Raw genomic sequence first — 6,923 nt, forward strand, 5'->3', positions numbered from 1 at the left:
CATGACGCTTCCCGCGATCAGGCACTTCCTCCGCGACGACGACCTCACCCCCGCCGAGCAGGCCGAGGTGCTCGACCTCGCCGCCAAGGTCAAGAAGGACCGGTTCGGCTACCGTCCGCTGGCGGGCCCCCGGTCGGTCGCCGTCCTGTTCGACAAGCCGTCCACGCGGACGCGGCTGTCGTTCGCGACCGGCATCGCCGAGCTCGGCGGCAACCCCCTCGTGATGGACGCCGGAACCAGCCAGCTCGGCCGCGGCGAGACCATCGCCGACACCGCCCGCGTCCTGGAACGGCAGGTCAGCGCCATCGTCTGGCGGACGGCCGGGCAGGAGCGCATCGAGGAGATGGCCGCCGGGACCACCGTCCCGGTCGTGAACGCGCTCACCGACGAGTTCCACCCCTGCCAGGTCCTCGCCGACCTGCAGACCGTCCGGGAGGCGAAGGGCGGCCTGCCCGGCGTCACCCTCGCCTACTTCGGCGACGGCGCGAACAACATGGCCCACTCCTACCTGCTGGGCTGCGCGACCGCCGGGATGCACGTCCGCGTCGGCGCGCCCGCGTCGCTGCCGCCCGACCCGGCCGTCGTCGCCCGCGCCGCCGAGATCGCCGCCGCCACCGGCGGGTCCGTGACCGTCACCGACGACGCCGCGAAGGCCGCCGCCGGAGCCGACGTCCTCGCCACCGACACGTGGGTGTCCATGGGCCAGGCCGGCAAGGACACGGCCGTCTACGAGCCCTACGCGATCACCGGGGAACTGCTCGCGGGGGCGGGGCCGGAGGCGATCGTGCTGCACTGCCTGCCCGCCTACCGGGGCAAGGAGATCGCCGCGTCCGTCCTGGACGGCCCGCGGAGCCGCGTGTGGGACGAGGCCGAGAACCGCCTGCACGCCCAGAAGGCGCTGCTCGTCTGGCTGCTGGAGCGCTCCCCGTGACGACCCCCATGACCAAGGCCGCCCGGCACGCCCGGGTGATCGAGCTGCTGACCCGGCACCCCGTCCACTCGCAGGGCGAGCTCGCCAAGCACCTCGCCGACGACGGCGTCGAGGTCACCCAGGCCACGCTGTCGCGCGACCTGGTGGAGATCGGCGCGGTGAAGCTGCGCGCCGACGACGGCAGCCTGATCTACGCCGTCCCCGGCGAGGGCGGCGAGCGGATCCGGCGGGCCCGCACGGGCGCCGCCGAGACGTTCACCGGACGGCTCTCCCGGCTCGCCGCGGAGCTGCTCGTCTCGGCCGAGGCGTCGGCCAACCTGGTCATGGTGCGGACCCCGCCCGGGGCCGCCCAGTACCTGGCCTCGGCGATCGACCACGCCGAATGGCCGACCATCCTCGGCACCGTCGCGGGCGACGACTCGATCCTCGTCATCGCCCGTGACCCGGACGGCGGCGACGCCGTCGCGCAGGCGCTGCTCAGGCTGACCGACGGGCGCGAACGACGAAGCTAGGGCCGCCCGGCGGCCCCGTCCCAGCCCGCGTCACCAGCCCGCACCGCCCGCAGGAACTCAAAAACTTCGAGCACAGGAGATAACGATCATGAGCGAGCGCGTCGTACTCGCGTACTCCGGGGGACTGGACACCTCCGTCGCCATCCCGTACCTCGCCGAGCAGACCGGCGGCGACGTCATCGCGGTCGCCCTCGACGTCGGCCAGGGCGGCGAGGACCTGGAGGCCATCCGCAAGCGGGCCCTCGCCTGCGGCGCCGCCGAGGCCGTCGTCGTGGACGCCAAGGAGGAGTTCGCCGCGGACTTCTGCGTCCCCGCCCTCCAGGCCAACGCCCTCTACATGGACCGCTACCCGCTGCTGTCCTCGCTGTCCAGGCCGCTGATCGTCAAGCACCTCGTCGCCGCCGCGAAGCGGTTCGGCGGGACGACCGTCTCGCACGGCTGCACCGGCAAGGGCAACGACCAGGTCCGGTTCGAGGCGGGGCTCGCCGCCCTCGCCCCCGACCTGAAGATCATCGCCCCGGCCCGCGACTTCGCCTGGACGCGCGACAAGGCCATCGCCTTCGCCGAGGAGAAGGGCCTGCCAATCGACGTGTCGGCCAAGTCCCCGTACTCCATCGACCAGAACCTGTGGGGACGCGCCGTAGAGACCGGCTTCCTCGAGGACATCTGGAACGGCCCCATCGAGGACGTCTACGACTACACCGCCGACCCCGCCGAGCCGCGCGAGGCCGACGAGGTCGTCATCACGTTCGAGGCAGGCGTGCCCGTCGCGCTGGACGGCCGCCCGCTCACCCCGTTCCAGGTCGTCGACGAGCTGAACCGGCGCGCGGGCGCGCAGGGCGTCGGCCGCATCGACATGGTCGAGGACCGGCTCGTCGGCATCAAGAGCCGCGAGGTCTACGAGGCGCCCGCCGCGATCGCGCTGATCGCCGCGCACATGGAGCTGGAGAACGTCACCGTCGAGCGCGACCTCGCCCGCTTCAAGCGGTCCGTCGACCAGCGCTGGGGCGAGCTCGTCTACGACGGCCTCTGGTTCTCGCCGCTGAAGGACGCCCTGGACGCGTTCATCGCCGACGCGCAGCAGCACGTGTCCGGCGACGTCCGGATGACGCTGCACGGCGGCCGCGCCGTCGTCACCGGGCGGCGCAGCGGCTCGTCCCTCTACAGCTACGACCTCGCCACCTACGACACCGGCGACGCCTTCGACCAGAGCCTCGCCAAGGGCTTCGTCGAGCTGTGGAGCCTGCCCAGCAAGATCGCCGCCAAGCGCGACCGCGAGGTCTGACCGGGGCGGCGCGCCAGCCGCGGGGTGCGGTTTCGCCGTACCCTGTGGCGGACGCCGCGCCGCCCGTCCCGCTCGGCACGCGTGGGGACGCCGCGACCCGGCGTCCCCGCGTCGCGCCGTGCTGCGGCAGGCGTGGTGAGATGAGACGACGAACGTCCAGCGGTGGGAAGAGAGAAGATTCGTGACCAAGGCACCGACGCGGCTGTGGGGCGGCCGGTTCGAGGGCGGCCCGTCGGACGCGCTCGCCCGGCTCTCGGTGAGCGTCCAGTTCGACTGGCGGCTCGCCCCCTACGACCTGATGGGCTCGCGCGCGCACGCCCGCGTCCTCAACCGGGCGGGGCTGCTCACCGACGACGAGCTGGGACGCATGATCGGTGCCCTGGACGACCTCGAAGAGGCGTGCCGCACCGGCGACTTCCGCCCGACGGTCGCCGACGAGGACGTCCACACCGCCCTGGAGCGCGGCCTGCTGGAGCGGCTCGGCGTGCTCGGCGGCAAGCTCCGCGCGGGCCGCAGCCGCAACGACCAGGTCGCCACCGACCTGCGCCTCTACCTGCGCGACCACGCGCGGCAGATCGTGTCCCGGCTGGTCGAGCTGGAGACCGCGCTGATCGCGCAGGCCGAGCACAACCTCGGCGTCGCCGCGCCCGGCATGACGCACCTGCAGCACGCGCAGCCGGTGCTGTTCTCGCACCAGCTCCTCGCGCACGTCCAGCCGCTGACCCGCGACATCGCCCGGTTCCGCGACTGGGACAGGCGCGCCGCGATCTCCCCGCTCGGCTCCGGGGCGCTCGCCGGGTCGTCGCTGCCGCTCGACCCGCAGGCCACGGCCGCCGAGCTCGGCTTCGACGCCGCCGCGCCCAACTCGATGGACGCCGTCGCCGACCGCGACTTCGTCGCCGAGTTCCTCTTCGCCGCCGCGCTGGTCGGCGTCCACCTGTCGCGCCTCGGCGAGGAGGTGTGCCTCTGGGCGTCGCAGGAGTTCCGCTGGATCGAGATGGACGACACCTACGCCACCGGGTCGTCGATCATGCCGCAGAAGAAGAACCCCGACGTCGCCGAGCTGGCCCGCGGCAAGGCCGGGCGCCTCATCGGCCACCTCGTCGGCCTGCTCACCACGCTCAAGGGCCTGCCGCTCACCTACAACCGCGACCTCCAGGAGGACAAGGAGGGCGCGTTCGACGCCGTCGAGACGCTGCTGCTCGTCCTGCCCGCCATGTCCGGGCTGATCGCGACCATGCGGATCAACACCGAGCGGCTGGAGGCCCTCGCCCCGGACGGCTTCGCGCTCGCCACCGACCTCGCCGAGCTGCTCGTCCGGCGCGGCGTGGCGTTCCGCGACGCGCACGAGGTCGTCGGGCACCTCGTCGTCTGGTGCCAGGTCAACGACAAGGACTTCGACGACCTCACCGACGAGGAGCTGGCCAAGGTGTCGCCGCACCTCACGCCGGACGTCCGCGAGGTGCTGAACGTCCAGGGCGCGCTCGCGTCCCGCAAGGCATACGGGGGCACCGCGCCGGACCGCGTCAGCGAGCAGATCACCGCGCTGCGCGGCCTCGTCAACGAGCACGCCGCCTGGGCCGCCGGATCGGACGCTTGACCGGGCCCGTCCCGGGCCGGACCGCGCGCGCCGCCGCCATATGGTTGAGGCGATGAACGAACCCCTGCCGCCCCTGCTGCCCCGGGACTTCTTCGACCGTCCCGTCGACGAGGTGGCGCCCGCGCTGCTCGGCCAGGTGCTCCGCCACCGCACGCCGGACGGCGAGGTCGCGGCCAGGCTGACCGAGGTCGAGGCGTACGCCGGTCCGCTCGACCCCGCGTCCCACGCCTACCGCGGACGGACGCCCCGCAACGCCGTCATGTTCGGGCCGCCCGGCCACGCCTACGTGTACTTCACGTACGGCATGCACTTCTGCATGAACCTCGTCTGCGGGCCGGAGGGGACGTCGATGGCCGTCCTCCTCCGCGCCGGGGAGATCGTCGCGGGGGAGGAGGTCGCGCGGGAGCGGCGGCCGCGCTCGTCCGTCCGCGACCTGGGCCGCGGGCCCGCGCGGCTGTGCCAGGCGCTCGGCATCGCCCGCGAGCAGAACGGCCTGGACGTCTGCGCGCCGGACGGCCCGCTCACCGTCCACGCGGGCGAGCCCGCCGACCCGGCGCTCGTCAGGACGGGTCCGCGCACCGGCGTGAACGGCGCCAAGGAGGTCCCATGGCGGTTCTGGATCGACGGCGACCCCAGCGTGTCGCCGTACCGGCCGCACGTTCCGAGGCAGCGCAAGAAGTCCGTCCCCACGCGCGGCGGACGGTGAATCGAGTGGCGTCGTCCCGTCCCGCCGGGCACCCTGGTGGGCACACGGAAAGCCAACCGGAGACGAGGGAGACCGTGACCGACATCCTGGATGATCTCGCGTGGCGCGACCTGATCGCGCAGTCCACTGACCTGGACGAACTGCGGGCCATGCTCGCCGCGGGACCGGTCACCCTCTATTGCGGCTTCGACCCGACGGCGCCCTCGCTGCACCTCGGCAACCTGATCCAGATCCTCACGCTGCGCCGCTTCCAGCAGGCCGGGCACCGCCCGATCGGCCTGGTCGGCGGCGCCACCGGGCTCATCGGCGACCCGAGCGGGAAGAGCGCGGAGCGCGTCCTCAACTCCGAGGAGACCGTCGCGGGCTGGGTCGAGCGCATCCACGGCCAGGTCTCGAAGTTCCTGGACTTCGACGAGAGTCCCACGGGCGCGACGATGGTCAGCAACCTCGACTGGACGGGCCCCATGTCCGCCATCGAGTTCCTGCGCGACATCGGCAAGCACTTCCCGGTCAACCGGATGCTCGCCCGCGAGACCGTCAAGGCCCGGCTCGACAGCACCGGGATGAGCTACACCGAGTTCAGCTACGTCCTGCTCCAGTCGATGGACTTCCTCGAGCTGTACCGGCGGCACGGCTGCCGGCTGCAGACGGGCGGCAGCGACCAGTGGGGCAACCTCACCGCCGGCGTCGACCTCATCCGCCGAGTCGAGGGCGGCAGCGCGCACGCGCTCACCACCCCGCTGCTCACCAAGGCGGACGGGTCCAAGTTCGGCAAGACGGCGGGCGGCGAGACCTACTGGCTCGACCCCGACCTGACCTCGCCGTACGCGTTCTACCAGTTCTGGATCAACGCGGACGACCGGGACGTCGAGAAGTTCCTCAAGGTGTTCAGCTTCCGCTCCCACGAGGAGATCGGCGAGCTGGTGAAGGAGGGCACGGACCGTCCGGCCGCCCGCGCCCCGCAGCGCGCCCTCGCCGAGGAGATGACCACCATGGTCCACGGCGCGGACGAGACGGCGCGCGTCATCGCCGCGTCCCGCGCCCTGTTCGGTCAGGGCGTCCTGGAGGAGCTGGACGAGCGGACGCTGCGCGCCGCGCTCGCCGAGGTCCCCCGCGCCGAGGTGCCGCCGGGTGCGCTGCCGTCCGTGGTCGACCTGCTGGCCGCCTCGGGCCTCTGCAAGAGCAAGTCGGAGGCACGGCGGGCGATCACACAGGGCGGTGCCTACCTCAACAACGCGAAGGTCGAGTCCGAGGACGCCGTGCCGGACGTCTCCGACCTGCTGCACGGGCGGTTCCTCGTCCTGCGGCGGGGGAAGCGGAACGTGGGCGGGGTCGAGGTGACCGCCGCCTCCTGAACCCGCCTGAGCCTGTGTGAGAGCGCCCGTCCGGACACGTTCCGGGCGGGCGGTCGACATGCCGAGGCCAAAACTCGGTAGATACACGTCACAGTGCGGTTACAAGCCCTCCGGACCGGGCATGTAAGGAGCCTTGAAAAGAACACCTGACCTGGGGTTTCAAGTCTCACGGGGCCGATTTGACGCTCCCGGCGAGGGGCCATACTGTTCTACTCGCCCCCAGGGGAGCGGGGCGCCGGCAGGCGCCCGACCTCGGGGGAACCCGCTACGCACCGACTAGGTGAGTCACTTGTGGCCTGCCATCGGACGTAATGGGACGATCGCCCCAGAGTTTGACATACGGGACGTATCGGGTAGGTTAGAAGGGTTGCCCCGGAGCCGGGGTCCGCGGGAGCGGGTGGTCGGCGCGGTGGGTGTCCGTTTCTTGAGAACTCAACAGCGTGTTAAAAGCCAGTGCCTTTATACGGCCGGGCAGGGGATTTGTTCTCCTGGTTTGGCCACCCCGTAGCCACTCCTAGTTGGGGTGGCGGGGAT

General features: G+C 72.2%; 6 protein-coding genes. All 6 read left to right on the forward strand.

The features are described 5' to 3' along the window. Position 1 precedes the first annotated feature (1 nt). Positions 2 to 931: an ornithine carbamoyltransferase gene (gene argF, locus FXF65_RS41765; RefSeq protein ID WP_148356014.1), complete on the forward strand. Its 930-nt coding sequence runs from the start codon at positions 2 to 4 to the stop codon at positions 929 to 931. Between the two features lie 8 nt (positions 932 to 939). Then, positions 940 to 1,443 carry an arginine repressor gene (locus FXF65_RS41770; protein ID WP_067905644.1) on the forward strand — a complete coding sequence of 168 codons (504 nt, stop codon included), beginning with the start codon at positions 940 to 942 and terminating at the stop codon, positions 1,441 to 1,443. A gap of 88 nt (positions 1,444 to 1,531) precedes the next feature. Then, the gene (locus tag FXF65_RS41775) at positions 1,532 to 2,728 is read left to right on the forward strand and encodes an argininosuccinate synthase (protein ID WP_148356015.1); all 1,197 of its coding nucleotides are present in this window, start codon (positions 1,532 to 1,534) and stop codon (positions 2,726 to 2,728) included. A 181-nt stretch (positions 2,729 to 2,909) separates the two neighbouring features. Beyond that, positions 2,910 to 4,328 (forward strand): argininosuccinate lyase, encoded by a 1,419-nt coding sequence (argH, locus tag FXF65_RS41780; protein ID WP_148356016.1) that lies wholly within the window; start codon positions 2,910 to 2,912, stop codon positions 4,326 to 4,328. Positions 4,329 to 4,380: 52 nt separating this feature from the next. Next, the gene (locus tag FXF65_RS41785) at positions 4,381 to 5,034 is read left to right on the forward strand and encodes a DNA-3-methyladenine glycosylase (protein WP_222869024.1); all 654 of its coding nucleotides are present in this window, start codon (positions 4,381 to 4,383) and stop codon (positions 5,032 to 5,034) included. Between the two features lie 74 nt (positions 5,035 to 5,108). Next, positions 5,109 to 6,389: a tyrosine--tRNA ligase gene (gene tyrS / locus FXF65_RS41790; protein ID WP_148356018.1), complete on the forward strand. Its 1,281-nt coding sequence runs from the start codon at positions 5,109 to 5,111 to the stop codon at positions 6,387 to 6,389. Positions 6,390 to 6,923: the final 534 nt, after the last annotated feature.

Source organism: Actinomadura syzygii, assembly GCF_008085905.1.
GTDB classification, from domain to species: Bacteria; Actinomycetota; Actinomycetes; order Streptosporangiales; family Streptosporangiaceae; genus Spirillospora; species Spirillospora syzygii.

Excerpts from the sequence above, each read along its gene's own strand:
- argF (WP_148356014.1), top strand. The coding sequence starts at position 2 with ATGACGCTTCCCGCGATCAGGCACTTCCTCCGCGACGACGACCTCACC.
- FXF65_RS41770 (WP_067905644.1), top strand. The coding sequence starts at position 940 with ATGACCAAGGCCGCCCGGCACGCCCGGGTGATCGAGCTGCTGACCCGG.
- FXF65_RS41775 (WP_148356015.1), top strand. The coding sequence starts at position 1,532 with ATGAGCGAGCGCGTCGTACTCGCGTACTCCGGGGGACTGGACACCTCC.
- FXF65_RS41785 (WP_222869024.1), top strand. The coding sequence starts at position 4,381 with ATGAACGAACCCCTGCCGCCCCTGCTGCCCCGGGACTTCTTCGACCGT.